A 25726-nucleotide genomic window follows, 5' to 3' on the forward strand; every position below is an offset into this window, starting at 1 on the left:
ATGGTGGCGACTGTACCACCTAAAATGGTGTCCGGGATGATTAGACCACTACAGACCCCGATTTGCTAAGCCCTGATGCACCAGCCGAACTCAGAGAAATGGAGCAAGCCCGATTAGCCCTGAAGGTACAGCTTGGCTCTCCTGCTGATGAAGACTTGGTGCCCGGCCGTCACAAGGAAAATGCGCCGACCAGGGCGCTGGAGATTAGCCACGAGGTTTATCAAAAGTTGCTCGATGAGGATTACAACTGGCTTCTCTCTGCTGTGCGAACAATGGATAAAGGCACGGGGGAAAACCTCAACGAGAAGCTGGCCTACAGCACCTCTCTGGAGACCGCTAATGGCACTGTCCATTTGGAGAAAAGCCCACACTTGACCTGGGAGCAACGCCAGGCCCTCAAGGAGACAGGATCCCCCAGCCAACTCAAACTGCTATATCTGGCACAAGGCTGGCTCTAACTCCCCGTTAACGCCAATAAAAACGCCAGCCTTACGGCTGGCAGTTTTTACTTGGAAAATGCCGCTTACGGCAGTTCAAAGGCAAATCCGGGATATCTGCCTGCCGGGCGAGGAGGATCACAATCTCTGCTGCATTGTGGTCAAGCGGGGGGCCGCCAACAGGCCATCCTGTCATTGTCTTAGCGAATGGTCGCCATCTGCCGCACGCAGCGCTGCTCCCTGTCATCCACCCGTTTGGCAAACCAGGCGGTGGTGAGGTTGCGGGTGATTTTCGGGCTCTTTAGCTGAATGCCGGGCAGGATGGCGCGGGGCAGTCGCTTGCCCGCTTGCTTGTCGGCCAGGGTAAAGATGCGATGGTAGAGATCGGTCTCGGCAAATGCGGCGGTACCCCCTTTACGCAGGCTCTGGTGGATCGCCTGTTTGCTCATATTGACCCGGTTGGCGAGGGTGTAGACGGCAAGCTCGGTGTTGCCCGGCAGATCCGAGTCATAGCGGATCAGATCCCCGTCCAGCGCCAGAGTGTTGCCGCTCAGGCGGCTGACGGCAGCCTGAAAAGCGGCATTACGACTGGCATACCAACCGGCGTTGAAGTCGGCAAAGCGGTAGAGGGTATCCGGGTAGTCGGCGGGATAACCGAAGATATGTTTGGTGCCAAACCAGATGCCGCCGCGGCGGGTAAAGACTTCGTGGCGAATGGAATCCTTGATTGGATAGGGGTAACCGCGAGCATTGGCCTCGGCAAAGGCGATGCTCACCTGCATCGGGCCGCCGGTATGCACCGGGTTAAGGTTGCCAAACAGCGTCTTGCCCATCGGCAGCATGCTGATCATGTCCTCGAAGATTTCGCTCATCTCCCGCTCGGTACGCAGTTTGTCGATCCGCTCGGCATAGCTCTTGCCGGTGGGCGAGTTGATGGAGAGCGCGGCTCGCACCATAAATTCGGGGATCAGCAGCTTGGCTGCCCGCGAGTTGATCTCTTTCCAGGCGATCTTGCCAAGGCCCGGCACCACGGGGTCGGCCTGATAGGTCGCCTCCTGCTCCGCCACCGCCAGCACGCTACAGACGTTGTGATCATTGACCGTCACCCCCTGGGTGGTGAGCGCCGTCACCACGTCATTGGCCCATCCCTGTTTGTCCGGCACCTGACGGGGCAAGAAGCGCACGATGCGGCTCTTCATATCCGCCGGTTTATGCGGCTGCATGGCAGGCGGCGTTTTGGGGTTGCTCATGCTTGCCTCTTTGGTGGGCGCGGAGGCGGGATCGCTGGCACAACCGGCCAACAGCAAGGAGATCAGCAACGCCAGCATGCGCACGGCAGCGGAAAGAGAAAAAAGAGAGAGCGTCATCGGATATCTGGTACCAAGGCTGGAGGCAAACCCACCCGGCGGCGGGCACTCAGGTTTGGTCTGATTGTAGAGGATTGAACCATCAGGCTAAAGTATCATTCTTTTTCCATCAGACCCAGCCAAAAAGGCAGTGGCGCAACCGGATCCCCCGTCAGACCTCCCGCTTGCACACACTTCTATTACGACTGATTTGCATTTAGAATTCAGCCGTCCGCATGTTGACTGATTGACTCCATGGAAACACTGACCTCCCTCTTTATGCTGTTGCAGCAATGGCTGCTCACTCCGATCTGGTTCTGCCTGACGGGACTGTTTGACTTCAACGGGCGGCTTGGGCTCCCTTTCCTGCTAATATCCGGCCTAACCGCCTACCTCCTCTATCGCGCTCGTCAGCGTCAGGGAGATCCGGTGGCAGGGGGCAGCTTTGTCCGTTTTCTCGGCGGTCGAGCCATCTGGTTGCACCCCTCGGCCCTGCTCGATTACCAATACTATCTGGTGCGCGCCCTTCTCCATGTTGCCCTGATCGTGCCGATCCTGACCCTGCTTAACCCCTGGCTTTTGCAGGCAACAGATATTACCTCCGCGCTTACCCACCTATGGGGTGAGCGTCCCCGTCTGGCAGAAGCGAGCTGGCTGATGATGCTTTATGGCCTCGGGGTATTTCTGGTGAGCGATTTCGTCCACTACTGGCTGCACCGTGTATTTCACAGCCGCTGGCTGTGGGAATTTCACAAGGTGCACCATAGCGCCACCGTGCTGGTGCCGCCGACCGCCAGCCGCATTCATCTGGTGGAAAAACTCTGTGAAATGGTGGCCAAGGGGAGCGCGCTTGCCCTCTACTCCGGCGCCTTCTACTGGCTATGTGGCAGCACAGTGCGCCCTTACACCCTGTTTGGGGTGGGTTATCTGGTGCTGATCTTCAACTCGCTGGCTGCCAACCTGCGCCATACCCATATCTGGCTGTCGTTTGGCCCGCGGCTGGAGCATATCTTCAACAGCCCGGCCCAGCACCAGATCCACCACAGCCGGGATCCCCGCCACTTCAACCACAACTTCGGCACCAATCTGTCGCTGTGGGACTGGTGGTTCGGCACTCTCTACGTGACCGGTCACCGGCCAGAACCCCTAAGCTTCGGCGTTGGCCCGAAAGACAATGTGCGCTACAGCCGCCTCAGCGCGCTAATCCTGCGTCCCTTTCTGGTGACGGCCCGCAAACTGTGGTATGCCCTGACCCGTTCTCGCAGCCGCAAGCCGCAGCCGGATTTAAGGTAGCCCCGCTCTTCGCACCATAAATCCGCCCCCAACAGCGCCCAACCCGTCATCATAAAAAAGCCCCCGCCATTGCTGGCGGGGGCTTGTCATCTATGCGCCGCTATCTATGCGGTACGAGTCTGGCGCACTCGCCGGTCTCTTAGCGATTTTTTACCTTCTGGTGCAGCTCCTGCACCGAGTTGACGTTGGCGGTTGCATCCACGCTAATAGCCATGCAGGTGGCAAAGGCGGCGTGCAGCGTGGTGGTGTAGGCCACCTTGTGCTGCAGGGCGCCACGACGCAACTGCTTGGAGTCCTCAATCGCGCGGCGACCCTCGGCGGTGTTGACGATGTAGGTATACTCGCCATTCTTGATGCGATCCAGAATATGCGGACGTCCCTCGTGCACCTTGTTGACCAAGCGCGGGTTGATGCTCGCCTCCCCTAAGGTCACCGCTGTGCCGTGAGTCGCATCGAGGTCATAACCAAGCTCCAGCAGTTTGGCGGCCAGGTTAACCACTCGCTCCTTGTCGCCGTGACGAACGGAGAGCAGAGCGCGCCCTTCACGGGGCACCTGATGGCCAGCCCCCAGCTGCGCCTTGGCATAGGCTTCGGCAAAGCTACGCCCCACCCCCATGACCTCACCGGTAGAGCGCATCTCCGGCCCCAGCAGCGGGTCAACCCCCGGGAACTTGGCGAACGGCAGCACCACCTCTTTCACCGAGTAGTAGGGCGGGATGATCTCTTTGGTGAAGCCCTGTTCTTGCAGCGACTGACCGGCCATCACGCGGGCGGCAATCTTGGCCAGCGGCGCACCGGTCGCCTTCGAGACAAACGGCACGGTACGAGCGGCACGGGGGTTCACCTCGATGAGGTAGATCTCGTTGTCTTTCACCGCGAACTGCACGTTCATCAAACCGACCACGCCAAGCTCCAGGGCCAGTTTGCGCACCTGCTCGCGCATCTCGTCCTGAATGGCTCTGGACAAGGTGTAGGGCGGCAGGGAACAAGCCGAGTCACCGGAATGGATACCGGCCTGCTCGATGTGCTCCATGATACCACCGATGACCACATCCACGCCGTCGCAGATGACATCCACATCCACCTCAGTGGCATCGTCCAGGAAGCGGTCCAGCAGCACCGGCGATTCGTTGGAGACGCTTACCGCCTCGGCAAAGTAGCGACGCAGATCCTGCTCGTCATAGACGATTTCCATGGCACGGCCACCCAGCACGTAGGAGGGGCGAACCACCAGCGGGTAGGTAATGCGCTCGGCCAGCAGCACGGCCTGCTCCTGCGCGGTGACGGTGCCGTTTTCCGGCTGCTTGAGGCCGAGGCGCTCGACGGCAGATTGGAAGCGCTCACGGTCTTCGGCGCGGTCGATGGCATCCGGACTGGTACCGATGATCGGCACGCCGTTAGCTTCCAGTGCACGGGCCAGTTTCAGCGGGGTCTGGCCACCGTACTGAACGATGACGCCCTTGGGTTTTTCGATGCGCACGATTTCCAGCACATCTTCCAGAGTCACTGGCTCGAAGTAGAGACGATCCGAGGTGTCGTAATCGGTGGAAACGGTCTCCGGGTTGCAGTTGACCATGATGGTCTCGTAACCGTCTTCGCGCAGGGCCAGCGCCGCATGCACGCAGCAGTAGTCAAACTCGATCCCCTGACCGATACGGTTCGGGCCGCCGCCGATGATCATGATCTTGTCGCGGTTGCTCGGGTCCGCCTCGCACTCCTCGTCATAGCTGGAGTACATATAGGCGGTGTTGGTGGCGAACTCTGCGGCGCAGGTATCGACCCGCTTGTAGACCGGGAAGATGTTGTGGCGGGCACGCAGTTTGCGCACTTCCCCTTCGGCCACACCGAGGATCTTGGCCAGACGGGCATCGGCAAAGCCCTTGCGCTTGAGGGCACGCAGGAAGTCGGCATCGAGACCGGCCATGCCGCGCTCTTTCACCTCTTCTTCCAGCTTCACCAGGTCTTCAATCTGCACCAGGAACCAGGGGTCAATCTTGGTCAGCTTGAAGATGCCATCCATGGAGAGACCGGCGCGGAACGCATCGGCGATGTAGAAGATACGGTCGCTACCGGCGTCCTGCAGCTCGTGACGGATGCGGGTCAGGGAGTCCGGGGCATTGAGGTCAACCATGGGGTCGAAGCCGGTTTTGCCGGTTTCGAGGCTGCGCAGCGCCTTGTGCAGGGACTCCTGGAAGTTGCGGCCGATGGCCATCACTTCACCGACCGACTTCATCTGGGTCGTCAGACGGTCGTTGGCACCGGCGAATTTTTCGAAGTTGAAGCGCGGCACCTTGGTGACCACGTAGTCGATGGCCGGTTCGAAGGAGGCCGGAGTGCGACCGCCGGTGATGTCGTTCATCAGCTCGTCGAGGGTGTAACCGATGGCGAGCTTGGCAGCGATCTTGGCGATGGGGAAACCGGTCGCCTTGGAGGCCAGCGCAGAGGAGCGCGACACCCGCGGGTTCATCTCGATGATGACCATGCGGCCATCTTTCGGGTTGATACCGAACTGGACGTTGGAGCCGCCGGTCTCGACCCCGATCTCGCGCAGCACCGCCATGGAGGCGTTGCGCATCAGCTGGTACTCCTTGTCGGTCAGCGTCTGGGCTGGCGCGACCGTGATGGAGTCACCGGTGTGGATACCCATGGGGTCGAAGTTTTCGATGGCGCAGACGATGATGCAGTTGTCATTGCGATCCCGCACCACCTCCATCTCGTACTCTTTCCAGCCGATCAGCGACTCGTCGATGAGCAGCTCTTTGGTCGGGGAGAGATCCAGACCGCGCTCGCAGATCTCGACGAACTCTTCGGTGTTGTAGGCGATGCCGCCACCCGAGCCGCCCATGGTAAAGGAGGGGCGGATGATGCAGGGGAAGCCGACCATCTGCTGCACGCCCCACGCCTCTTCCATATTGTGGGCGATGCCGGCGCGCGGGCACTCGAGGCCAATGCTGCGCATCGCCTTGTCAAAGCGGGAGCGGTCTTCGGCCTTGTCGATGGCGTCGGCGGTGGCACCGATCATCTCGACACCGAACTCGGCCAGCACGCCATGCTTCTCCAGCGCCAGTGCGCAGTTGAGCGCAGTCTGGCCGCCCATGGTAGGCAGGATGGCGTCCGGGCGCTCTTTCTTGATGATTTCGCGTACCACTTCCCAGGTGATGGGCTCGATGTAGGTGGCATCTGCCATCTCCGGGTCGGTCATAATAGTGGCCGGGTTGGAGTTGACCAGAATGACGCGGTAGCCCTCCTCGCGCAGGGCTTTGCACGCCTGGGCGCCGGAGTAGTCAAATTCGCAGGCCTGGCCGATCACGATGGGGCCGGCGCCGAGGATCAGGATGCTCTGAAGGTCGTTACGTTTTGGCATGAAACTCTTTCCTCTATTCCCGAGATAGACGCGATGCTGCTTCATTTTTGGCATCGCCTATCCCTTTCTAATTTTTAGGCGCGATACTGCTTAATCAATTCAATAAAGTGGTCAAAGAGACCGGCACAATCGTGCGGGCCCGGGCTCGCTTCGGGGTGCCCCTGGAAGCTGAAGGCCGGACGGTCGGTGCGATGGATACCTTGCAGGGAGCCATCGAACAGGGAGACATGGGTGGCGCGCAGGCAATCCGGCAGGCTGTTCTCGTCTACCGCAAAGCCGTGGTTCTGGGCGGTGATCATCACTGTGTTGTCATCGAGGCTCTTCACCGGGTGGTTGGCACCGTGGTGGCCAAACTTCATCTTGACGGTCTTGGCACCGGAGGCCAGACCCAGCAGCTGGTGCCCCAGACAGATGCCGAATACCGGCGTGTTGGTATTAAGGAAAGCCTTGATGGCCTCGATGGCGTAGTCGCACGGCTCGGGGTCGCCGGGGCCGTTGGAGAGGAAGATGCCATCCGGGTTCATCGCCAGTACCTCGGCGGCCGGGGTCTTGGCCGGTACCACGGTCAGGCGGCAGCCACGGTCAACCAGCATCCGCAGAATGTTGCGCTTGACGCCAAAGTCATAGGCCACCACGTGGTATTTCAGCTGGTCGGCATCCGGGGTGACATGCCCCTTGCCAAGCTGCCAGCTGCCTTCGGTCCAGTTGTACGCCTCACCAACCGTCACCTCTTTGGCCAGATCCATCCCCTTCAGACCGGGGAAGGCGCGGGCCTGTTCGACGGCATAGGCTTCATCGACCTGTTTCCCGGCCAGAATGCAGCCAGCTTGAGCGCCTTTCTCGCGCAGGATGCGGGTCAGTTTGCGGGTGTCGATGTCGGCGATGCCAACGATGTTGTGAGACTTGAGGTATTCGGAGAGGGATTGCTGATTGCGGAAATTGGAGGCAAGTATCGGAAGGTCCCGGATGATCAATCCCTGAGCATGGATCTGACTGGACTCTTCATCTTCGCTGTTGGTGCCGGTGTTGCCTATATGGGGGTAAGTGAGGGTGACTATCTGACGGGAATAAGAGGGATCGGTGAGGATTTCCTGATAGCCCGTCATCGACGTATTGAAAACCACTTCACCAACGGAACATCCCTCGGCGCCTATCGACACGCCTTTGAACACAGTTCCATCTTCCAGCACTAGCAATGCAGTGTGACTCAAGACAACCTCCAGTTATTTAGCTTTAAATTCAGCAATTTACCTGGGTGTTGCGGGCTCGGTTCCGGCCTTGGACAGGACTCGAACCCGGCAGATTTCTGGCAAATTGGGCGCATTCTACTTAAAAAAAGTGGCATTTCAACGTCTTTCCTCAGATGAAATGCATCTAAATTCAATAAACAAGCAACATTACCCATTATCTATGCACTAAATCGCTTTGCAACCCCCTCCCATGAAAGAAAATGAAAAACCACTAACAAAAGATACCTCCAAGCCAGGAATAACGACAAAAACAAACAAAAAACCCCATTAAAACAATGACATTTATTTTTATAAAAAAAACATTAATGACATAACTAACGTTTTTATTGTGATAAAACTGAATCCGGACAATGGAAAACGTTTTTCCGTTTTTGAATTTTTAGTCTTTTCTTAGCCGTGTAAAAAATGGCTTCGTCAGCTATAAAGATGCTCAAATCTGTTACCAGGTGATGACATTCAGGAAAGGAAAATCTGGTGGATAACGCAATAGTGTACTTTATAAGGCATTCGGATAAAAATCGCAGGCTGCGTGCCTTTTTACACAAAAAACCGGCTGATTGACAGCAAAAACCCCGGCAAGCCGGGGTTTTTCACTGGGGTAGCAGTAGTACGAAAGTGCCGCTCAGAGGCATCACTTGAGATTGAGCACATCCTGCATGTCATAAAGACCGGCACCCTGCTGACCAAGCCACTTGCCCGCCCGCACAGCACCGTTGGCGAAGGTCAGGCGGCTGGAGGCCTTGTGGCTGATCTCCACCCGCTCGCCGATATCGGCAAACATGACGGTATGCTCCCCCACCAGATCGCCGGCGCGAATGGTGGCAAAGCCGATAGTATTGCGATCCCGTTCGCCAGTGATCCCCTCGCGACCATAGACGGCGCACTCCTTGAGATCGCGGCCTAGCGTTTTGGCGACCACTTCACCCATGGAGAGCGCAGTACCGGATGGCGCATCCACCTTGTGGCGATGGTGGCCTTCGATGATCTCGATGTCGGTATAATCCCCCATCACCTTGGCGGCCTGCTCCAACAACTTGAACACCAGGTTGACCCCGACCGAGTAGTTGGAGGCGAACACGATACCGATCTGCTTGCCCGCCTCTTTCAGGGCGGCCTTGCCTGCATCGTCAAAACCGGTGGTACCAATCACCATCTGCTTATTGTGGGCAAGCGCAAAGGCCAGATTGGCCAGCGTCACCTCGGGACGGGTGAAGTCGATGATGAGATCAAACTCGTCGCGCACCTTGTCAAGACTGTCACTGATGGCCACACCCAGATGGCCCAGCCCGCCCAGCTCACCGGCATCAAGACCGATCACCGCCGAGCCTGGCCGCTCCAGCGCAGCACCAACCACCACGCCGTTGGTGTTGGTGATGGCCTCCAGCAGCACCTTGCCCATACGACCATTACAGCCCATCACGGCCACACGGATCGGATTGTCCATCTCCACCCTCTCATCTCTTTTAATTATGGAAAGAGACCGTTTTACCAGCCTGCGCCGGATTTGAAAAGTGCGCTCTGCTCTGCCGTCCAGCATCGACATATAAACGAAAAAATTTAATAAATCAGAATATTTAACGGATTTAATCACACATTCAAAATCGAAAAACAAAAATACCCATCCGTCTGGACGTCTATCTTGACCAAGCGAGGTTGACTCACTACTGTGGGCCCCCCGATGCGGCAGGATGCCCGCCCTGTTTTCCCCCTATCCCTATCCGATACAGGTACAAAGCAGTTTATGACAGGAGGTCATTGTTCAATTTCAGAGGAACACATGATCCAGACTCAACCCAGTGCCAGGGCCTTGCTGCCACTCTTGGTTTTTCTCGCACTCTTTATCGGTACCGGTACCTGGCTGACCCTGCAGGGGGTCGAATTCGCCTTCTATCAGCTACCCGCTCCGGTTGCAGCCCTGCCTGCGGTGATGCTCGCTCTGCTGCTCGGCAAAGAGGGCTTCAATAGCAACCTTGAGACCTTCTTCAAGGGGGTCGGCCACAACAATATCATGGCGATGTGCCTTATCTATCTGCTGGCGGGGGCCTTTGCCAGTGTGGTCAAGGCCACCGGCGGGGTTGATGCTACTGTGGTGCTGGGCCTGTCGCTCATCCCCGGCTGGGCGCTGTTGCCCGGGCTGTTCCTCATCTCTGCCTTTATTGCCACTGCCATGGGCACCTCCATGGGCACCATAGGTGCCGTGGCGCCGGTCGCGCTGGGCGTGGCGCAGGCGGCCAGTATCGATCCGGTGCTGATGGCAGGCACCATTCTCTCCGGCGCCATGTTTGGCGATAACATCTCCATCATCTCAGACACAACCATAGCAGCCACCCGCAGTCAGGGGTGCGAGATGAAGGACAAGTTCCGCGAGAACTTCAAGATTGCGGCCCCTGCCGCCATCGCGGTGATCCTGCTCTATCTGACCCTGGGCTCAGTGGGTGAATCCCCTGCCAGCGGCAGCGCCATCGAGCTGTTCAAGGTGATGCCCTATCTGCTCATTCTTGGACTGGCGCTCGCCGGGGTGAATGTGTTTGTGGTGCTGGGGATCGGTATTCTGGCCGCCGGTGCGGTGGGCATGATCAACGGCTATGCCATCGGTCAGTTCAGCAAGGATATCTATCAGGGCTTTACCGGCATGCAGGAGATCTTCCTGCTCTCCATGCTGATCGGCGGTCTCGGCGCACTGATGGAGCGTCAGGGGGGACTGGCCTGGATCAGCGAGCGCATCAGCGCCCTGATTGCCTGTTTCACTCGCGAGCACAATGGTGAACAGAACGAGAAAGCGGCGGAGCTCGGCATCGCCGGGGTGGTGAGCCTCACCAACCTCTGCACCGCCAACAACACTGTGGCTATTATCGTCGCCAGCAAGGTAGCCCGGGATCTGGCCGAACACCACGGTGTCACCCCGCGCCGCGCCGCCTCTATGCTGGATATCTTCTCCTGCGTGATCCAGGGTCTCATCCCCTGGGGCGCACAGGCGCTGCTGCTGGGATCCATCTTCGCCCTCTCGCCGCTAGCCGTGGTGAGTATGAGTTTCTACCCGATGGCGCTGGCACTGGCCGCGCTGGTCGCTGTCTTTGTCAAACACCAGATGCGCCAGCGTTGATCCTGCGGGTGCCGGCCCTCGCCGATACCCGCTTTTCACCCCGTCCCCACAAGAGAATATGTTAAGGTAAGGGCCATGTGCGCCCTGCCGTCCATTGCAGTCAGCCCGGAGGTTCCCCATGCAAGAATCCCAGCCCGAACGTCAATCTCTTCGCCAACTGGTTCGTCAACGCAGAAAGAGCCTTAGTCCGCTCGAACAACAGCAGGCAGCCCAACAGCTGCTGGCCCAGTTCAAGCAACACCCCGAGATCCTCGCCGCCAAGCGCATTGCCCTCTATCTGGCCAATGATGGGGAGATCAATCCCTTGCCCACCATCCACTGGCTGTGGGCCCAGCACAAAGAGGTCTACCTGCCGGTGCTCCACCCCTTTACCCCGGGTCACCTGCTCTTTTTGCGCTATATCGCCACCAGCCCCATGGTGCGCAACCGCTTCGGCATCGAAGAGCCGGAGCTGGATATCCTACAGGTGGTGCCCCACAGCACGCTCGATCTTATCTGCACCCCGCTGGTCGCCTTCGATGCTCAGGGTAATCGCCTTGGCATGGGGGGCGGCTACTACGATCGCACTCTCGCCATCTGGCATGAGCACAAGCTGGGCCCCAAGCCACTCGGCATTGCCCACGACTGCCAGCAGGTGGATGCGGTCCCTCAAGAGGAGTGGGATGTGCCGCTGCCCCAGATCATCACCCCGAGCCACTGCTGGCGCTTTGAATAGGCTATTTTTGGCCGGCTGCCCCGGCTTTGTGCGCGCAAACGCAGAATAAACAGGCAAACGATTTACAAAGTCCCTCTTTTTGCCCCGGAACGTGAGCAACAAGGTCGCGACGGGGTACCGGGTTGGATATAATGCGCCCGCTTTTTTCTTAAGGAACGATCATGACTCAAGATGAAATGAAGAAGGCGGCCGGTTGGGCTGCGCTCAAGTATGTGGTTCCCGGCACCATCGTCGGGGTGGGCACCGGCTCTACCGTCAACCACTTTATCGACGCGCTGGCGACCATGAAGGACGAGATCAAGGGGGCGGTATCCAGCTCCGTGGCCTCTACCGAGCGCCTCAAGGGCTTCGGCATTACAGTGTATGATCTCAACGAGATCGACGCCCTCTCCGTCTATGTGGATGGCGCCGACGAGATCAACGCAACCCGCGACATGATCAAGGGCGGTGGCGCAGCCCTGACCCGCGAGAAGATCGTTGCCGCCGTCGCAGACAAGTTCATCTGCATCATCGACAACACCAAGACCGTCGACGTGCTGGGCCAGTTCCCGCTGCCGGTGGAAGTGATCCCGATGGCCCGCGAATACGTGGCCCGCGAAATCCGCAAACTGGGTGGCAACCCGGTGTGGCGTGAAGGGGTGGTCACCGACAACGGCAACCACATTCTGGATGTGAAAGACATGGCCATTACCGACGCCAAGGCGCTGGAAGTGCGACTGAACGCCATCGTTGGTGTGGTCACCAACGGCCTGTTCGCCGCCCGCGGCGCCGATGTGGTCCTGATCGGTACACCGGACGGCGTGATTACCCAGTAATCCCGACACCGGCAGCACAGTGCAGCGACATCCTCCCTCGCCCGCCAGCGCCACTCTGCCAGCCCTGACGCAGCAGCGGCGTTGATTGAGCCCCGGGATGAAATTCTGACCCAAACATTGCACTGTGAATTAATGACGGCGCCTGATGGCGCCGTTTTTATTTATCCCTCAACAAGTTGCATACGGATGTTTACAACATTCGTTGATAACTTCAAAGAATTTGACTTTCGTCACAAATATTCCCTCTCCCAAACGTTTTTGCTACTTTACGGTTTTCTTCGCACACCAAGTCTGCACTTACGTTTGCACATACAGAGGGATCGTCATGACTGCCAAGTTTTCGTTGGACAAGGATAAAATCAAGGTTCTGCTGCTGGAGGGGGTTCACCCCAACACCGTAGAGACCTTTCGTGCCGCTGGTTACACCAGTGTGGAGTATCTCAAGACCTCGCTCTCCGAAGAGGAGCTGATCGAGCAGATCCGCGACGTCCATTTCATCGGGCTGCGCTCCCGCACCCAGATCACCGAGAAAGTCCTCGATGCCGCCAACAAGCTGGTCGCCATCGGCTGCTTCTGTATCGGTACCAACCAGGTCGAGCTGGAAGCGGCCCAGATCCGCGGTATTCCGGTCTTCAACGCCCCCTTCTCCAACACCCGTTCGGTCGCCGAGCTGGTACTGGGTGAGATCCTGCTGCTGCTGCGCGGCATCCCCGAGAAAAACGCCAAGTGCCATCGCGGCGTGTGGGAAAAACTGGCCAACCGCTCGGTGGAAGCACGCGGCAAGAAGCTCGGCATCATCGGCTACGGCCACATCGGTACCCAGCTTGGCATCATCGCCGAGAGCATCGGCATGAAGGTTTATTACTACGATATCGAGAACAAGCTCTCGCTGGGTAACGCCATCCAGGTGCCAAGCATGGTCGAGCTGCTCAATATGTCTGACGTCATCAGCCTGCACGTACCGGAGACCGCCTCCACCAAGAACATGATCGGTGCCGAGCAGCTGCGGATGATGAAACCGGGCGCCATCTTCATCAACGCCGCCCGCGGTACCGTGGTGGATATCGATGCGCTGGCTGACGTCATCAAGAGCGGCCATATCGCCGGCGCCGCTATCGACGTCTTCCCGGTCGAGCCCAAGTCCAATGACGAGGAGTTCCAAAGCCCGCTGCGTGGCCTGGAGAACGTCATCCTGACCCCGCACATCGGTGGCACCACCCATGAAGCGCAGGAGAACATCGGGCTGGAAGTGGCCAACAAGCTGGTCAAATACTCCGACAACGGCTCCACCCTCTCCGCAGTCAACTTCCCGGAGGTGTCGCTGCCAAGCCACAAGGGCTCCAGCCGCCTGCTGCACATTCACCGCAACCAGCCGGGGGTGATGAACCAGATCAACCAGATCTTCGCCGAAGAGGGGATCAACATCGCCGGTCAATACCTGCAGACCAGCAGCCATATCGGTTACGTGGTGATCGACGTGGAGACCGAGCACAGCGAGAAGGCGCTCGCCAAGCTCAAGGAGATCAACGGCACCATCCGCGCCCGCATCCTCCACTGATAGACCCTTATCTGCGCAGCAAAAAGCCCGTCGTGATGACGGGCTGTTTTATAAAACAGAACCTCAAAGCAGCGTGATGGCTTACCACCACCCCAACAGGTTGCGGCCCACCAGCACACCCCATACCAGGGCGTTCAGGGCCAGCGCGATAAAGACGGCGGCAGAGCCCAAATCCTTGGCGCGACCGGAGAGCTCATGATGCTCGGAGCCAACCCTGTCTACCACAGCTTCAATGGCGGAGTTGAGGATCTCGACGATCACCACCAGCCAGCTGATGACGATAAGCAGCAGGATCTGGTTGAGGGAATCGCCAATCCAGAAGGCCAGCGGCATCAGCAACAGGATCAGCATCAGCTCCTGCCGAAACGCCGCCTCGTTAATCCAGGCTGACTTGAGCCCTTTCATGCTGTAACCGGTTGCGTTGATGATGCGAGTGACCCCGGTTGCTCCTGGCTTTGCCACGCTATCTACCTTATTTGGAATGAATTTTGGCCTCACATCCTATCAGAGCCCCCCAAGGTTTCAATCAGGGGACTTTTGCTTTATTTTATCTCTTTGCTTTTTCGCCCCTTGCGGCTGACACCACCCACTCGAGACTTGAGTTGTATGTCCATTCACACAGATGAATTGCGCACCCGTCGCCTGGAGTCACTGATCACTCCGAGCGAGCTTGCAAACGCGTTTCCGATCACCGATGCCATTGCCCAGAATCTGCTGGATGCCCGTCGCGAAGTGGAAGCCATTCTGGCCGGAGACGATCAGCGCCTGCTGGTCATTGTCGGCCCCTGCTCCATCCACGATCCCGCGGCAGCCCGCGAATACGCCCAGCGCCTCAACGCCCTGCGCGAGCAGTATAAAGAGAGCCTCTGCATCGTGATGCGCACCTACTTCGAGAAGCCGCGCACCATCGTCGGCTGGAAAGGGCTGATCAATGATCCGCGCCTCGATGGCAGTTTCGATGTCAACGAAGGGCTGAAACTGGCGCGCAAACTGCTGGTCGACATCAACGAGATCGGCATGCCCACCGCCACCGAATTCCTCGATATGGTGACCGGCCAGTATATTAGCGATCTCATCACCTGGGGCGCCATCGGCGCACGTACCACCGAATCCCAGGTACACCGCGAGATGGCCTCGGCTCTCTCCTGCCCGGTCGGCTTCAAGAACGGCACCGACGGCAATACCCGCATCGCCATCGATGCGGTGCGCGCCGCCCGTCACAGCCACATCTTCTATTCGCCGGACAAAGACGGCAAGATGACCATCTACCGCACCGCCGGTAACCCCTTTGGTCATGTGATCCTGCGTGGCGGCCACCGACCCAACTACGACACCGCCAGTGTCGATGAAGCGTGTGAAGCGCTGGCCGATGTGGGGCTGCCGGAGCGTCTGGTGGTCGATTTCAGCCACGGCAACAGCATGAAGGATCACCGTCGTCAGATGCTGGTGGCGCAAGATATCTGCGATCAGCTGCGCCGCGGTCGTACCGGCATCGCCGGCATCATGGCCGAGAGCTTCCTGGTGGAAGGGCGTCAGGATGTGGAGAACGGCTGCGCCGCCACCTTTGGCCAGAGCATCACCGATGCCTGCCTGTCATGGAACGATACCGAAACCCTGCTGGCGATGCTGGCAGAAGCGGCGCAGGTGCGGTTGAACAAAGCAAATCTGCGGTAACGACTGCGACATCACCCTTCGGCCAGAGCATCACCGATGCCTGTCTCTTTTGCGTGGAGCGACACCGAAACCTGCTGGCGATGCTGGCAGAGGCGGCGCAGGTGCGCCTGAGCAAACAGGCTCGCTGACCCCGCATTACCCAGATGTAGCAAGGGCCGGATATCCGTGATATCCGGCCCTTTGCTTTACCTGTGAGTGGTTGCCAACTCTTGTTAGAGGGTCGGCATAAACCACACGCGCCCAGCCGCTTCGATACGGTCGGTGCGGATCTGGAACACCTGCGCCAGCAGCGCCTCATCCACCAGCTCGACACCCCCTTCACGTACCACAGCCCCCCCTTGCAGACAGAGGATGCGGTCGGCCCAGTCGATAGCAAGATTGATATCGTGGATGGCGAGCACCACGAGTAAACCCTGAGCGGCGAGGGTTTTCAGCAACCGCAATAGCGCCAGCTGATGATGCAGGTCGAGCCCCGCCAGCGGCTCGTCCAGCAGCAGCACCTTGCCGGTCGGATTGAGGCTCGGCCACACCTGCAGCAGGGTGCGGGCAATCAGCACCCGCTGCTGCTCGCCCCCCGACAACCGGCTGAAGTCCCTGGCCAGCAAGGCTTCCAGCTCCAGCGCGTCGCACAGCGCGTTTATCGCCTCGTTCTGTCTGGCGGGCGCAACCGTCTCATCAAGCCCCAGGCTCAGTACCTGAAACACCGGGATATGAAACAGCTGCGGCTGACGCTGGGGCAGCATGGCGCGCCGCTTGGCAAGCTCGGGCCAGCTCAGGTCAGTGAGCACTTCCCCCCCCAGCAGCACTGTGCCTTCGGCGGGCAAGATCCCTGCCAACGCCCCGAGCAGGGTCGACTTGCCACTGCCATTGGGGCCAAGCAGCGCCACCAGTTGGCCGCCATACCAGCGGATATCTAGGGGAGAGAGCCGTCCAGCAATGGCGAGTGCGTGCGCCTCCAGCAGCGGCGCAGCAGCACGAGAAGCAACCGGCATGGGATCAGCGGGTGACATCGGCATCTTGCCTCAACAACGGGTAAACAAGGAGACTGCGCGCCCCGACCAAATCATGCAGAACCATCAGCAGTTTGCCTCAATAGCAGATAGATAAAGAGCGGCGCCCCCACCGAGGCAGTAATGACCCCGATAGGCAACTCCCCCGCGCTCAGGGTGGATCGAGCAACCAGATCGGCCGCCAGCAGCAGGGCCCCGCCGCCAAGCGCCGAGGCAGGCAGCAGAAAGCGCTGATCGCTGCCACCGCAAAGCCGCAGCAGATGGGGCACTACCAGCCCGACAAAACCGATCACACCACACAACGACACCGCCACACCGGTCAGCAGACAGACCGCCAGCACCAACCGCACCCGCATCTTGTCGACATCCATCCCCATCAGGCGGGCCTGGGTCTCCCCCAACAACAACTGTTGCAGCGCCTTGCCCTGCCAGCAGAGCCAGCCCAGGGTGAGCGGCAGCACCAGCCACCACCAGGCAAACTGCTGGCTGCCATAGGAGAGGCTGCCCATCATCCAGAACATGAATTCACGCAAAGAGCCATCGTCGGCAAAGTACATCAGCCAGGTCATGGCGGCATTGGTGAGAATACCGATGGCGACGCCAAACAACAGCAAGCGGGCATGACCGAGACGCGCCCGACGAGCCAGCCGAATGAGCAACATGGTCACCAGCAGGGCGCCACCGAAGGCCGCCAGCGACAGCCCCCAGCCGGGCAGATAGAGGCCGAGGAACTTGGCCACCGCCATCGCCACCATGGCAGCCAGTCCTGCTCCGCTCGAGACGCCAAGCAGCCCGGGCTCCGCCACCGGATTGTGCAGCATCACCTGCAATACGGCGCCGCCACAGGCAAGGGCTGCGCCAGCCAAGAGGGCCAGCAAGGCGCGCGGCAGGCGCAGCTCCAGCAGGATGCGCTGTTCGAGATCGCCAAGGGGCTGCCAGGGCAGCAACACAAACTCCCCCCAGACGAGGGAGAAGAGAAACAGCAGCAGGGTCAGCAGCGTCAGGCCACAGAGCCAGCGCCGCTGCCAGCGCTGCTGGCGGGAGATAAGGGAGAGGTACAAGGATGATCCCCGACAATAACAAGGCTTCATCCCCGACCCGATTGCAGCGCAGGGGAGAAGCAGGAAAAGGGCATGATAACAGTGGCTTGCCACCCAAGGTCAAGGTTACCAGGGCAATGGACGCGATTTACTACATCGCCTGGGCAAATGATCAGAGTGTGCCATGCACCGGAATATCCGCCACAACCACAGGCTGATACCTTCCATTTCCCCTCTCTGCCATGCTTGCGACAGAGTGCCCAACGCTCGGTAGCCATGGTTGGAAGCGCGAGAGAAATAGCAGACCCATCGTTTAAAATACCCTCTCATACCACGTATGAAAACCGGTGGTTCAGGGATAAAATGCGCCGGATTTTCAAGGAGAACCCTATGAACCCGATTTTCGCCAGTATCGGTCTGCTGCTGTGCAGCAACGTCTTTATGACCTTCGCCTGGTACGCTCACCTCAAGAGCATGAACCATAAACCCTGGATCATTGCCGCCCTGGTGAGCTGGGGTATCGCCCTGTTCGAATACCTGCTGCAAGTGCCCGCCAACCGCATCGGCCACACAGTGATGAGTGTGGGGCAACTGAAAATCCTGCAAGAAGTGATCACCCTCACCGTATTCGTCCCCTTCTCTATCTTCTATCTCAAGGAAGATCTGAAATGGGACTATCTCTGGGCAGGGCTCTGCATTCTCGGTGCGGTCTTTTTTGTCTTTCGCGAGAAACTGACCGGCGCCTGAGGCTGTACACTCAATATCATCCCGCTCATGGCATCTCATTGATCGACGAGGCAAAAAAATGGAATTGCGAGACATGTTACAGATCCTGGCCAAGCAGGATGGCTCAGACCTCTATCTGTCGACCGGCGCGCCCCCCTGCGCCAAGTTTAACGGCGGCCTGCGCCCCCTCAACGAAACGCCGCTGGAGCCGGGTGAAGTGGCGCGGATCGCCGCCGAGATCATGGATGGCGAGCAGAAACTGCAGTTTGACAAGGAGCTGGAGATGAACCTCGCCATCTCCCTGCCCCAGATCGGCCGCTTTCGGGTCAACATCTTCAAGCAGCGCAACGAAGTCTCCCTGGTGGCCCGCAACATCAAGACCGAAATCCCCCGCTTTGAAGACCTGAAACTCCCGCCCGTGCTGCTCGACACCATCATGGAGAAACGGGGTCTGGTACTGTTTGTCGGCGGTACCGGCTCGGGTAAATCCACCTCGCTGGCTGCGCTGATCGACCATCGCAACCGCAACAGCGGCGGCCACATCATCACCATCGAGGATCCGGTGGAGTTCGTTCACCGCCACCGCAAGAGCATCATCAACCAGCGGGAGGTGGGGGTCGATACCCGCAGCTTCCACGCCGCGCTGAAAAACACCCTGCGTCAGGCACCGGACGTGATCCTCATCGGTGAAATCCGCGATCGCGAGACCATGGAGCATGCGCTGGCCTTCTCCGAAACAGGGCATCTGGCCATCTCCACCCTGCACGCCAACAACGCCAACCAGGCGCTGGATCGCATCATCAACTTCTTCCCAGAGGAGCGACGGCCCCAACTGCTCAACGATCTGGGCAACAACCTCAAGGCCTTTGTCTCCCAGCGGCTGGTGAAAACCACCGATGGCGGTCGCCGGGCCGCGGTGGAGATCATGCTCGGCACCCACACCATCCGCGACATGATCAAGCGCGGCGAATTTGGCGGCCTCAAAGAGGTGATGGAAAAATCCAAGGCCCTCGGCATGGTCACCTTCGACAGCGCCCTGTTCGATCTGGTGGTGGAAGGGGTAATTGAGGAAGAAGAGGCGGTGAAGAACGCCGACTCGGCCAACAACCTGCGCCTCAAGATCAAGCTGTGGAAGGAGAAGGGACAGATTGCCAGCAGCAGCGATGCCACCGGCTGGAGCCTCGAACCCACCAAGGACGAGAAGGGCGATTTTTTCTAACTAGCCCCTCGAGAACCCCGGGCCCGCCCGGGGTTCTCTTTATCCAGCACCGCTGACCCGACTTATCTCTCAGCTCACGCAGATCACGCAGATCACGCAGATCACGCAGATCACGCAGATCACGCAGATCACAGCAAGTCAGCACCAACGGCGAACGCGCTGGCAATACGCCACATACTCATCTCCGAAACGGGCACGCAGCAGCCGCTCCTCCGGCATGATCTGAAAGCGAGTCAGCCAGGCCACCAGCACGATTGGCCCAACCCAGACCCAACTTCCACCGAGATAACAGCCCCAGGCAGCCAGCCAGCAGAGCAGCCCCAGATACATGGGATTGCGACTGACACGATAGACGCCACAGGTCACCAGACGACTGGTGTGCTGAGGTTTGGTGGGGCTGACCGTGGTCTGGTGGTGGCGAAACCGTTGCAGGGCACCAAAGCCCATGATGCCCCCCGCCACGACCAGCATAGCCATCAGCGTCATTACCCAGATGCCGGGCTGGCTCTCCCCTCTTAGCCACCACATGGCCCCGGCACAGAGCAGAAAGATCAGCGGTGGTGGCAAACGTAACTCAAGATTGACCATGCTCTTTCCCTAACAAGTGTTATCCGCCATCTGGTTGCAGTAGGCGCCCAACCGTCTGCGCCTGTCAAAGAGGCTGAGTCACATAATAGAGGCCAGCAGGAACAAATCCACCCTATCCAATACGATCTCACTCAGAGAGAGCTGGACAGATCCACATTGAGACGATTCACAGCACCTTCACGCATAAATCCAGTCAGTGAAGCATATTTGCAGCTCACTACTCGACATGTTGAATATTCAACACAACCCCATGATTACAGAGTTAATTCGCCCCCAATCGGTACCCTGGCTGGCATGCAACCATAAAAGAGGGAGGCATGATGCCTCCCTCACGCTTTAGACTTCATACCTCGCGGATTGGGACTCAAATTCTCTTAACTGAGTTGCAGGAGAGCCCTTCAAGCAGCCTTTTTACGAGTCACAAACAGACTCAGCCCCATGGATGCCAGCAAGATCAACGCAACTACACCCAGCGCAATGCCGGTCGGGATTTTGAAGATATCCAGCAGCAGCATCTTGACCCCGATAAACATCAGGATCAGCGCCAGACCGTATTTGAGCAGGGCGAAGCGATCAGCCACACCGGCCAGCAGGAAGTACATGGCACGTAGACCCATGATGGCGAAGATATTGGAGGTCAGCACGATGAAGGGATCCGTGGTCACGGCGAAGATGGCCGGGATACTGTCCACCGCGAAGATGAGATCGCTCACCTCCACCAGCACCAGAATGAGCAGCAGCGGGGTGGCATAGCGCACACCGTCACGCCAGACGAAGAACTTCTCCCCTTCCAGGGTCTCGGTCACCTTGAAACGACGGCGCATCCAGCCCAGCAGCGGGTTATTGGCGAGATCAGGCTCCTTGTCGGCCGCCCACAGCATTTTGGCACCAGTCAGCAGCAAGAAAGCGCCAAACAGATAGAGGATCCAGTGGAACTGCTCGATGAGCCAGCTGCCCGCGAACACCATACCGGCACGCATCACGATGGCACCCAGTACCCCGTACAGCAGCACCCGGCGCTGTAGCTCGGCCGGAATGGCAAAGTAGCCGAACAGCATCAGCCAGACGAAGACGTTGTCCACCGCCAGCGCTTTCTCGATGAGGTAGCCGGTGAGGAACTCCAGTCCCTTCTGGTTGGCAATCTCACGGCCTGCGCTGTGATCCAGCCAGAGCCAGATGGCCAGGTTGAAGAGCAGCGCCACGCTGACCCAGATGAGGGACCAGACACCCGCCTCTTTGAGGGACACCTTGTGTGACTTGCCGCCACCGACAAAGCGTATGTCAATCCATAACAGGACCAGCACTATGCTGAAGAAACCGGTCCACATCCACCATTCACCCATATTCACTTCTCCCAAAAACGACAAAACCCACGACCGAGAGGCGTGGGTTTGCGTTTAGAGCAGATACACCTTGCCTCTCGGCAAGGTCTCACTTACAGCCAATTTTCATCGACTGCCCGGCTGCCGGGTACATCTCAATGGATGCACCGTAATGACGACAAACCGGCGAGAAGTTACTCCCCTTGTTGCGCGGATAGTAGCAGCGGAAAAAGATAACGCCAAGAGGCATCTTCACTACCGTCAAAAATAAATCGGGGCCCTATCAAGGAGCCCCGCAAACAGGTTCAACACATCCCCATCAGAGCGGGTCGACCTTGAGGCAGGAGACCGCGTGATCGAAGTTCCCCTCCAGCACAGGGCGGGTCTTGGCACACTCGGGGCCAGCCACCGGGCAGCGGGTGCGGAACACGCAGCCTGACGGCGGATTCATCGGCGATGGCAAGTCCCCCTCCAGGATCTGTATCACCTTGTTGCGCTCCAGCTCAGGGTCCGGGATCGGCACCGCAGACATCAGCGCCTTGGTGTAGGGGTGCAGCGGATTAGCGAAGATCTCCTTGCGGGTCCCCAACTCAACGGCGTTGCCCAGATACATAACCAGCACCCGATCGGAGATATGCTTGACCACCGACAGATCGTGGGCGATGAAGATAAGCGACAACCCCATCTCCTTTTGCAGGGATTTGAGCAGGTTGACCACCTGCGCCTGAATGGAGACGTCAAGCGCCGAGACCGGCTCGTCGCAGATGATCATCTTGGGCTCGAGGATCAGCGCCCGGGCAATCCCGATCCGCTGGCACTGACCGCCAGAGAACTCGTGGGGATAGCGGTTGACCAGGTTGGGCAAGAGCCCCACCTTGCTCATCATGGCGCGTACCTTCTCCTTCACCTCTTCCCGTGGCAGGTTGGGATAGAAGGTGATGAGCGGCTCGGCAATGATGTCGCCGATAGTCATGCGCGGGTTCAGAGAAGCCAGCGGGTCCTGGAAGATCATCTGGATCTCTTTGCGCTTCTCGCGCAGGGCATTCTGATCGAGCTTGGTGAGATCATCACCCAGCCACACCACCTTGCCCGCCGTAGCCGGCACCAGACCGATGATGGCGCGGGCGAAGGTCGATTTGCCGCAGCCGGACTCCCCCACCACCCCGAGGGTTTCCCCCTCATAGAGGCGCAGGGTAACACCATCGACCGCCTTCAAATCGGATGGCTTGGCCCAAGGCCACGCCTTGCCACTCTTGATACTGAAGTGCACCTTGAGGTCAGACACTTCCAACAGCAATTTTTTGTCGGCACCCATTTAGTTGGCCCCCTTGTTCATGGCATCCGAAACCCAGTGGCAAGCACGCTCCCGACCGTCGTTGAAGGGGGTCAGGATCGGTGACTGCTGGCCGCAAATCTCGCTGACACGGTGGCAACGCTCCTGGAAGGGGCAGCCGGTCGGCAGACGCAGCAGGTTGGGCGGATTGCCCGGGATGGTGGGCAGCACTTCCCCTTCGGTATCGAGACGAGGAATGGCGCGCAGGAGGCCTTCGGTGTAGGGGTGGCTCGGGCGATAGAAGATATCGTCTACCTTGCCGTACTCCATGGTACGACCGGCATACATCACCAGCACCTTGTTGCAGATACCGGCGACCACGCCAAGGTCATGGGTGATCATGATGATGGCGGTGTTGAACTCGCGCTTGAGCTCGTTCATCAGAGTCATGATCTGGGCCTGTACGGTCACGTCGAGCGCGGTGGTCGGTTCGTCGGCGATCAGCAGTTGCGGCCGACAGAGCAGCGCCATGGCGATCATCACCCGCTGACGCATGCCGCCGGAGAATTCGTGGGGATACATGCCCATCCGCTTGCGTGCTTCGGGGATCTTCACCGCATCGAGCATCCGTACCGACTCTTCGAACGCTTCCGCCTTGCTGACGCCCTTATGCAACATCAACACTTCCATCAGCTGATCCTGCACCTTCATGTAGGGGTTGAGCGAGGTCATGGGGTCCTGGAAGATCATGGCGATCTTCTCGGAGCGGATCTTGTTGAGCTTGGACTCCGGCAGGTTGAGGATCTCTTCGCCCTGAAATTTGGCGGAACCGGTGATCACGCCGTTCTTGGCCAGCAAGCCCATGATGGCAAACGCGGTTTGCGATTTGCCAGAGCCGGACTCGCCAACGATGCCCAGAGTCTCGCCCGCAGCGAGGGAGAAGTTGAGGTCGTTGACCGCCACAACATTGCCGTCCGGGGTCTTGAACTCGACCCGCAGATCTTTTACATCCAGTAATTTCATAAAAACTCCTTATCGATCTTTCGTGACGTTTTCCTGTCAATCCGATTCGCTGTCAGCGATGGATGGCTGCGCTCTTGCGGGCAGCCACTTGCCGCCTTGATTAGCGATCCTTCGGATCGAGGGCATCACGCAGACCATCCCCGAGGAAGTTGAAACAGAACAGGGTCACCACCATGAAACCGGCGGGGAACAGGAGTTGCCAGATGGCCACTTCCATCGACTTGGAGCCTTCATCCAGCAGAGCACCCCAGCTGGTCATGGGCTCTTGCACGCCCAGGCCAAGGAAGCTCAGGAAGGATTCAAACATGATCATCCCGGGCACCAGCAGGGTGGCGTAGACCGCCACGATCCCCAGCACGTTGGGTACGATGTGACGGGTGATGATCTTCCACTTGGAGACGCCGCAGACGTGGGCCGCCTCGATAAACTCCTTGCTCTTGAGGCTGAGGGTCTGGCCGCGCACGATACGCGCCATGTCGAGCCAACTCACCGCCCCGATAGCGAGAAAGATGAGCGCCAGATTGCGGCCAAAGAAGGTAACCAGCATGATGACGAAGAACATGAAAGGGAAGGCGTTGAGGATCTCCAGTACCCGCATCATCAGACTGTCTACCCGACCGCCGATAAAGCCGGAGGCCGCACCATAGAGAGTACCGATGATGACCGCCACCATGGCCCCCATGATGCCAACCATCAGGGAGATGCGACCGCCCAACAGGGTGCGCACGAACAGATCTCGCCCCAGGCTGTCGGTGCCGAAGTAGTGACCCGCTTCCATATCTGGCGGCGACTGCATGGCGCCCCAGTCCGGATCATCAAAGGTATATTGGGACAAATGGGGGCCAAAAATGACCGCCAGACCAATGATGCTCAAAATGATCAGGCTGGTAAGAGCCGCCTTGTTGCGCAGGAAACGGCGACGGGCATCCTTCCACAGGGAGCGCCCCTCCACCACCTCTACTTTTTGCGCGAACGCCTCCACGGCTTCGCGTTTTTCAGTTGAAACAACCATGATGCACTCCCGAATTAGTAACGGATCTTGGGATCGATAAAGGCGTAGAGAATATCGACCACTGCGTTAAAGGTGATGGTGAGGGCGCCGACCAGAATGGTCAGACCGAGCACCATGGAGTAATCACGGTTAAGGGCTCCGTTGACGAACAACTGACCGATCCCCGGCAGGCCGAAGATGGTCTCGATCACCACGGATCCGGTGATAATGCCGACAAAGGCGGGCCCCAGATAGGAGACCACCGGCAGCATGGCCGGACGCAGCGCGTGTTTCAGGATGATGTGGCGCAGCGGCAAGCCCTTGGCACGGGCGGTACGGATGAAGTTGGAGTTCATGGTCTCGATCATGCTGCCCCGCATGATCCGCGAGATGGCAGAGATGTAGTACATCATCATGCCGAACACCGGCAACACCATGAACTGGATGCCACCACCCTGCCAACCACCGGCAGGAAACCAGCCAAGATGAATACTGAAAAACAGCACCAGCAAGGGCGCCAGTACAAAGCCCGGGATCACCACTCCGGCCATGGCCGACGACATCAGTACATAGTCGATGAGGGTGTTCTGTTTCAGTGCTGCTATGGTGCCAAAGGTGACCCCCAGCAGCACGGCGAAGAAGAAGGCTGTGGTCCCGATCTTGGCGGAAACAGGCAGCGCCTGGCTCACCAAATCGTTGACGGTGAAATCCTTGTATTTGAAAGAGGGGCCCAAATCCCCCTGTACCAGGTTGCCCAGGTAGGTGAGATATTGCACGCCAATGGGTTTGTCGAATCCGTACTTGGCTTCGATATTGGCCATGACTTCAGGGGGGAGTGAACGCTCGCTGGTAAAGGGATTACCCGGGGCGAAACGCATCATGAAGAAGGAGACGGTGATCAAGACCAGCAGAGTCGGGATCGCTTCCAATAGCCGTTTAAAAATGAACTTCAACATAGACATTACCTGTCCTGAACTGC

At 58.6% G+C, this 25726-nt stretch carries 22 protein-coding genes; 9 read left to right on the forward strand and 13 right to left on the reverse strand.

Features of this window, described 5'->3' with window-relative positions; translation table 11 throughout:
* The first annotated feature begins 98 nt into the window (after nucleotides 1–98).
* Nucleotides 99–458: a hypothetical protein gene (locus tag ACRAUW_RS01000; protein ID WP_431360803.1), complete on the forward strand. Its 360-nt coding sequence runs from the start codon at nucleotides 99–101 to the stop codon at nucleotides 456–458.
* Nucleotides 459–637: 179 nt separating this feature from the next.
* Here the strand turns inward: ACRAUW_RS01000 and ACRAUW_RS01005 are convergent, their stop codons facing one another.
* Nucleotides 638–1804 carry a DUF1615 domain-containing protein gene (locus tag ACRAUW_RS01005; RefSeq protein ID WP_431360804.1) on the reverse strand — a complete coding sequence of 389 codons (1167 nt, stop codon included), beginning with the start codon at nucleotides 1802–1804 and terminating at the stop codon, nucleotides 638–640.
* A gap of 234 nt (nucleotides 1805–2038) precedes the next feature.
* On the opposite strand from ACRAUW_RS01005, the gene ACRAUW_RS01010 reads away from it, so the two are divergent.
* Nucleotides 2039–3076 (forward strand): sterol desaturase family protein, encoded by a 1038-nt coding sequence (locus ACRAUW_RS01010; RefSeq protein WP_431360805.1) that lies wholly within the window; start codon nucleotides 2039–2041, stop codon nucleotides 3074–3076.
* A gap of 139 nt (nucleotides 3077–3215) precedes the next feature.
* Here ACRAUW_RS01010 and carB read toward each other — a convergent pair whose 3' ends face one another.
* The 3 genes from carB to dapB all read right to left on the reverse strand — a co-directional run bounded on the left by carB (nucleotide 3216) and on the right by dapB (nucleotide 9134).
* Entirely contained in the window at nucleotides 3216–6440 is a 3225-nt protein-coding gene (gene carB, locus ACRAUW_RS01015) for a carbamoyl-phosphate synthase large subunit (RefSeq protein ID WP_431360806.1), read from the reverse strand.
* Between the two features lie 74 nt (nucleotides 6441–6514).
* Nucleotides 6515–7651 (reverse strand): glutamine-hydrolyzing carbamoyl-phosphate synthase small subunit, encoded by a 1137-nt coding sequence (gene carA / locus ACRAUW_RS01020; RefSeq protein ID WP_431360807.1) that lies wholly within the window; start codon nucleotides 7649–7651, stop codon nucleotides 6515–6517.
* Nucleotides 7652–8321: 670 nt separating this feature from the next.
* Nucleotides 8322–9134: a 4-hydroxy-tetrahydrodipicolinate reductase gene (gene dapB / locus ACRAUW_RS01025; protein WP_431360808.1), complete on the reverse strand. Its 813-nt coding sequence runs from the start codon at nucleotides 9132–9134 to the stop codon at nucleotides 8322–8324.
* Nucleotides 9135–9467: 333 nt separating this feature from the next.
* Here dapB and ACRAUW_RS01030 point away from each other — a divergent pair, with 333 nt between their 5' ends.
* From ACRAUW_RS01030 to serA, 4 genes are all read left to right on the forward strand, one after another.
* Nucleotides 9468–10793, forward strand: coding sequence for a Na+/H+ antiporter NhaC family protein (locus ACRAUW_RS01030; RefSeq protein WP_431360809.1), 1326 nt, complete (start codon nucleotides 9468–9470; stop codon nucleotides 10791–10793).
* A gap of 118 nt (nucleotides 10794–10911) precedes the next feature.
* Nucleotides 10912–11508 (forward strand): 5-formyltetrahydrofolate cyclo-ligase, encoded by a 597-nt coding sequence (locus ACRAUW_RS01035; protein WP_431360810.1) that lies wholly within the window; start codon nucleotides 10912–10914, stop codon nucleotides 11506–11508.
* Nucleotides 11509–11669: 161 nt separating this feature from the next.
* Entirely contained in the window at nucleotides 11670–12323 is a 654-nt protein-coding gene (gene rpiA / locus ACRAUW_RS01040) for a ribose-5-phosphate isomerase RpiA (protein WP_431360811.1), read from the forward strand.
* A 325-nt stretch (nucleotides 12324–12648) separates the two neighbouring features.
* The gene (serA, locus tag ACRAUW_RS01045) at nucleotides 12649–13881 is read left to right on the forward strand and encodes a phosphoglycerate dehydrogenase (RefSeq protein WP_236380885.1); all 1233 of its coding nucleotides are present in this window, start codon (nucleotides 12649–12651) and stop codon (nucleotides 13879–13881) included.
* An 81-nt stretch (nucleotides 13882–13962) separates the two neighbouring features.
* On the opposite strand, the gene ACRAUW_RS01050 is transcribed toward serA, so the two are convergent.
* Entirely contained in the window at nucleotides 13963–14343 is a 381-nt protein-coding gene (locus tag ACRAUW_RS01050) for a diacylglycerol kinase (RefSeq protein ID WP_431360812.1), read from the reverse strand.
* Between the two features lie 144 nt (nucleotides 14344–14487).
* On the opposite strand from ACRAUW_RS01050, the gene ACRAUW_RS01055 reads away from it, so the two are divergent.
* Nucleotides 14488–15555 (forward strand): 3-deoxy-7-phosphoheptulonate synthase, encoded by a 1068-nt coding sequence (locus ACRAUW_RS01055; RefSeq protein ID WP_431360813.1) that lies wholly within the window; start codon nucleotides 14488–14490, stop codon nucleotides 15553–15555.
* A gap of 212 nt (nucleotides 15556–15767) precedes the next feature.
* Here ACRAUW_RS01055 and ACRAUW_RS01060 read toward each other — a convergent pair whose 3' ends face one another.
* A complete protein-coding gene (locus tag ACRAUW_RS01060; RefSeq protein ID WP_431360843.1) occupies nucleotides 15768–16565 on the reverse strand; it encodes an ATP-binding cassette domain-containing protein in 798 nt (265 codons plus the stop codon).
* 53 nt (nucleotides 16566–16618) lie between these two features.
* Entirely contained in the window at nucleotides 16619–17626 is a 1008-nt protein-coding gene (gene btuC, locus ACRAUW_RS01065) for a vitamin B12 ABC transporter permease BtuC (RefSeq protein ID WP_431360814.1), read from the reverse strand.
* Nucleotides 17627–17995: 369 nt separating this feature from the next.
* Here btuC and ACRAUW_RS01070 point away from each other — a divergent pair, with 369 nt between their 5' ends.
* Nucleotides 17996–18352, forward strand: coding sequence for a DMT family protein (locus ACRAUW_RS01070; RefSeq protein WP_005353120.1), 357 nt, complete (start codon nucleotides 17996–17998; stop codon nucleotides 18350–18352).
* Between the two features lie 58 nt (nucleotides 18353–18410).
* On the forward strand, nucleotides 18411–19550 hold the full coding sequence (tapW, locus tag ACRAUW_RS01075; RefSeq protein WP_019446654.1) for a type IVa pilus ATPase TapW: 1140 nt from the start codon (nucleotides 18411–18413) through the stop codon (nucleotides 19548–19550).
* A gap of 138 nt (nucleotides 19551–19688) precedes the next feature.
* On the opposite strand, the gene ACRAUW_RS01080 is transcribed toward tapW, so the two are convergent.
* From ACRAUW_RS01080 to oppB, 6 genes are all read right to left on the reverse strand, one after another.
* Nucleotides 19689–20138: a methyltransferase family protein gene (locus ACRAUW_RS01080; protein ID WP_431360815.1), complete on the reverse strand. Its 450-nt coding sequence runs from the start codon at nucleotides 20136–20138 to the stop codon at nucleotides 19689–19691.
* Between the two features lie 398 nt (nucleotides 20139–20536).
* Complete coding sequence (locus ACRAUW_RS01085; RefSeq protein WP_005337664.1) at nucleotides 20537–21481, reverse strand: TerC family protein; 945 nt, start codon at nucleotides 21479–21481, stop codon at nucleotides 20537–20539.
* Between the two features lie 298 nt (nucleotides 21482–21779).
* Nucleotides 21780–22775 carry a murein tripeptide/oligopeptide ABC transporter ATP binding protein OppF gene (gene oppF / locus ACRAUW_RS01090; protein ID WP_069529809.1) on the reverse strand — a complete coding sequence of 332 codons (996 nt, stop codon included), beginning with the start codon at nucleotides 22773–22775 and terminating at the stop codon, nucleotides 21780–21782.
* Nucleotides 22776–23756 (reverse strand): ABC transporter ATP-binding protein, encoded by a 981-nt coding sequence (locus ACRAUW_RS01095; RefSeq protein ID WP_431360816.1) that lies wholly within the window; start codon nucleotides 23754–23756, stop codon nucleotides 22776–22778.
* 100 nt (nucleotides 23757–23856) lie between these two features.
* Entirely contained in the window at nucleotides 23857–24768 is a 912-nt protein-coding gene (gene oppC, locus ACRAUW_RS01100; protein ID WP_431360817.1) for an oligopeptide ABC transporter permease OppC, read from the reverse strand.
* A gap of 14 nt (nucleotides 24769–24782) precedes the next feature.
* Nucleotides 24783–25703 carry an oligopeptide ABC transporter permease OppB gene (gene oppB / locus ACRAUW_RS01105; RefSeq protein WP_431360818.1) on the reverse strand — a complete coding sequence of 307 codons (921 nt, stop codon included), beginning with the start codon at nucleotides 25701–25703 and terminating at the stop codon, nucleotides 24783–24785.
* Nucleotides 25704–25726 lie beyond the last annotated feature (23 nt).

The organism is Aeromonas sp. (genome assembly GCF_050633025.1).
Classification (GTDB): domain Bacteria; phylum Pseudomonadota; class Gammaproteobacteria; order Enterobacterales; family Aeromonadaceae; genus Aeromonas.

Excerpts from the sequence above, each read along its gene's own strand:
- ACRAUW_RS01000 (WP_431360803.1), top strand. The coding sequence starts at position 99 with ATGGAGCAAGCCCGATTAGCCCTGAAGGTACAGCTTGGCTCTCCTGCT.
- ACRAUW_RS01005 (WP_431360804.1), bottom strand. The coding sequence starts at position 1,804 with ATGACGCTCTCTCTTTTTTCTCTTTCCGCTGCCGTGCGCATGCTGGCG.
- ACRAUW_RS01010 (WP_431360805.1), top strand. The coding sequence starts at position 2,039 with ATGGAAACACTGACCTCCCTCTTTATGCTGTTGCAGCAATGGCTGCTC.
- carB (WP_431360806.1), bottom strand. The coding sequence starts at position 6,440 with ATGCCAAAACGTAACGACCTTCAGAGCATCCTGATCCTCGGCGCCGGC.
- dapB (WP_431360808.1), bottom strand. The coding sequence starts at position 9,134 with ATGGACAATCCGATCCGTGTGGCCGTGATGGGCTGTAATGGTCGTATG.
- ACRAUW_RS01030 (WP_431360809.1), top strand. The coding sequence starts at position 9,468 with ATGATCCAGACTCAACCCAGTGCCAGGGCCTTGCTGCCACTCTTGGTT.
- ACRAUW_RS01035 (WP_431360810.1), top strand. The coding sequence starts at position 10,912 with ATGCAAGAATCCCAGCCCGAACGTCAATCTCTTCGCCAACTGGTTCGT.
- rpiA (WP_431360811.1), top strand. The coding sequence starts at position 11,670 with ATGACTCAAGATGAAATGAAGAAGGCGGCCGGTTGGGCTGCGCTCAAG.
- serA (WP_236380885.1), top strand. The coding sequence starts at position 12,649 with ATGACTGCCAAGTTTTCGTTGGACAAGGATAAAATCAAGGTTCTGCTG.
- ACRAUW_RS01055 (WP_431360813.1), top strand. The coding sequence starts at position 14,488 with ATGTCCATTCACACAGATGAATTGCGCACCCGTCGCCTGGAGTCACTG.
- ACRAUW_RS01060 (WP_431360843.1), bottom strand. The coding sequence starts at position 16,565 with ATGTCACCCGCTGATCCCATGCCGGTTGCTTCTCGTGCTGCTGCGCCG.
- ACRAUW_RS01070 (WP_005353120.1), top strand. The coding sequence starts at position 17,996 with ATGAACCCGATTTTCGCCAGTATCGGTCTGCTGCTGTGCAGCAACGTC.
- tapW (WP_019446654.1), top strand. The coding sequence starts at position 18,411 with ATGGAATTGCGAGACATGTTACAGATCCTGGCCAAGCAGGATGGCTCA.
- ACRAUW_RS01080 (WP_431360815.1), bottom strand. The coding sequence starts at position 20,138 with ATGGTCAATCTTGAGTTACGTTTGCCACCACCGCTGATCTTTCTGCTC.
- ACRAUW_RS01085 (WP_005337664.1), bottom strand. The coding sequence starts at position 21,481 with ATGGGTGAATGGTGGATGTGGACCGGTTTCTTCAGCATAGTGCTGGTC.
- oppF (WP_069529809.1), bottom strand. The coding sequence starts at position 22,775 with ATGGGTGCCGACAAAAAATTGCTGTTGGAAGTGTCTGACCTCAAGGTG.
- ACRAUW_RS01095 (WP_431360816.1), bottom strand. The coding sequence starts at position 23,756 with ATGAAATTACTGGATGTAAAAGATCTGCGGGTCGAGTTCAAGACCCCG.
- oppC (WP_431360817.1), bottom strand. The coding sequence starts at position 24,768 with ATGGTTGTTTCAACTGAAAAACGCGAAGCCGTGGAGGCGTTCGCGCAA.
- oppB (WP_431360818.1), bottom strand. The coding sequence starts at position 25,703 with ATGTTGAAGTTCATTTTTAAACGGCTATTGGAAGCGATCCCGACTCTG.